This window comes from Stieleria sedimenti, from assembly GCF_025060895.1.
In the GTDB taxonomy this organism is placed as follows: Bacteria; Planctomycetota; Planctomycetia; order Pirellulales; family Pirellulaceae; genus Stieleria; species Stieleria sedimenti.
In genome coordinates this window covers 1-1,564 of record NZ_JANZKV010000401.1, presented here as the reverse complement: position 1 = coordinate 1,564, position 1,564 = coordinate 1, and the positions used below count along the sequence as shown (strand labels likewise).

Here is a 1,564-nt window from a genome sequence, read left to right as displayed (position 1 = left end):
GGCCGGCGGCTCGCGAAAGTCTTGACGACTTCCGCTACGATCAACTCCGCCACTTCGACGATCGACGTCCCGCGCCCGGGTCGCTGCGTCAACCGGGTCGCTGCGACTGAGCCGTGTTCTGCAAATAGCGACGTCGGATTCGCCTCAAGTCTCGCGCCGATTCTTCGCGCACCAGGTCTCGAAGCGCGCGATGAAAACTTTGCGACATCAATCGCAGATAAAGCAGCATCCCGGCGAAAACCAGCACGGTCGCCACCGGGACCAGTCTCCACAACGTCCACATCAGTGTTTTGGCGCCGGCTTGCGTTCCACCTTGCATCATATGGTGTTGAGTGAATTGCGAGCTGACGCTATTCGGGCCCGCCTTCAAATTCTCCTCCCATGCCGCAGCGTCCGGCTCGAATTTTTCCAGCGCCTCGGCGATGAGCTCCAACTTGATGTAATCGTCGATCCACACCGCGGCGATCAGGACGACGCAAGCGACCAGTGACGCGGCAAACAGCATCTGGGCGTAAAACCTGGCGACGGCAAGCATCTCGCGCGCTACGTAGCGTGGTTTCAAACGTCCACGCGAATTCCGACAGTTGTCGATGATCAACGACCGCACCTCCGCAGGCAGAGCGCAAGACGCGGCCAGAGAGACCAAGCAGAAACACAACAGATAGACGATCAACATTCATACTGCCTTGCGGTGAAATGGCGGTATCGCTCCGGCCTATCATAGCCAACACCGCCAGGGAGGTGGCCCGCGGATCGCCGCCGTGGACGAGCCGTTCGATGCAATTTTCGTCGGGTGGCGCCACCCGTTCACAAAATTTGCTGCGATCAAAAAACTCTGTTAGGCTTTCGTTGTGCTGGAGCGATTGAGATTCCTTGGCGGAGGTGGGTCCGATGACGTTGCGCTGCGATCTGTGTGTCTCCCGAACCAGAAATGGTTTTCTGGTCCGTGTTCAGGGAAAGGGGACGGCGACCCACAGCCCGGCGTTTGCGGAATTCGTCAAGGGATGCCTAGTCGAAGATCCCGCTGCCACGGTGACCGTCGACTTGCTGGGGTGCGAATACCTGGACAGCACCTTCTTGGGTTGCTTGCTCAAGCTTCAACGCCTGGGGACGAAGAAACGATTTCACGTCGCCGCCGATGAAGCGGCACGGACCAGGTTGCTGACCGCGACCTCTCTCGACAAATATCTGACGCTGCTTTCCAAAGCCCCCAGCTCCACCGGCACGTTTCTGCGGATCGACCCCGGCGAATTCAGTAAGCAACAACTCGGCCGACACATGCAGGAGACGCATCAGGCTCTGGGAGAACTGCCCAGTGCTTCGGCATCGATCTTCAAGCGGATCGCCGAGCAGCTTGCCCATGACTTGGAACAAGAAGAATCCAACGAACCGAGTCTGTTCGACACCGCCGTGGTCACGCCGCCGCCGCGGCCCTGATGGCATCGCGGGTGGGCCCTTGGAGAAGATGGAGTGAGGGAGACAGGGAGATAGGGAGATAGGGGTGGAGCGTTCGATCAAAACATGACCTGCGGTGCCGCAGTTGTCCCCATCATTGTCGCGGTAG

At 59.1% G+C, this 1,564-nt stretch carries 2 protein-coding genes; one reads left to right on the top strand and one right to left on the bottom strand.

Annotated features, from left to right (window positions below):
• Positions 1–88: 88 nt before the first annotated feature.
• Positions 89–676: a hypothetical protein gene (locus tag NZK35_RS34255; protein ID WP_259637027.1), complete on the bottom strand. Its 588-nt coding sequence runs from the start codon at positions 674–676 to the stop codon at positions 89–91.
• Positions 677–891: 215 nt separating this feature from the next.
• Here NZK35_RS34255 and NZK35_RS34250 point away from each other — a divergent pair, with 215 nt between their 5' ends.
• A complete protein-coding gene (locus tag NZK35_RS34250; protein ID WP_259637026.1) occupies positions 892–1,437 on the top strand; it encodes an STAS domain-containing protein in 546 nt (181 codons plus the stop codon).
• Positions 1,438–1,564: the final 127 nt, after the last annotated feature.

Bases quoted from the DNA above. Each gene is read 5' to 3' on its own strand.
- NZK35_RS34255 (WP_259637027.1), bottom strand. From the start codon at position 676: ATGTTGATCGTCTATCTGTTGTGTTTCTGCTTGGTCTCTCTGGCCGCG.
- NZK35_RS34250 (WP_259637026.1), top strand. From the start codon at position 892: ATGACGTTGCGCTGCGATCTGTGTGTCTCCCGAACCAGAAATGGTTTT.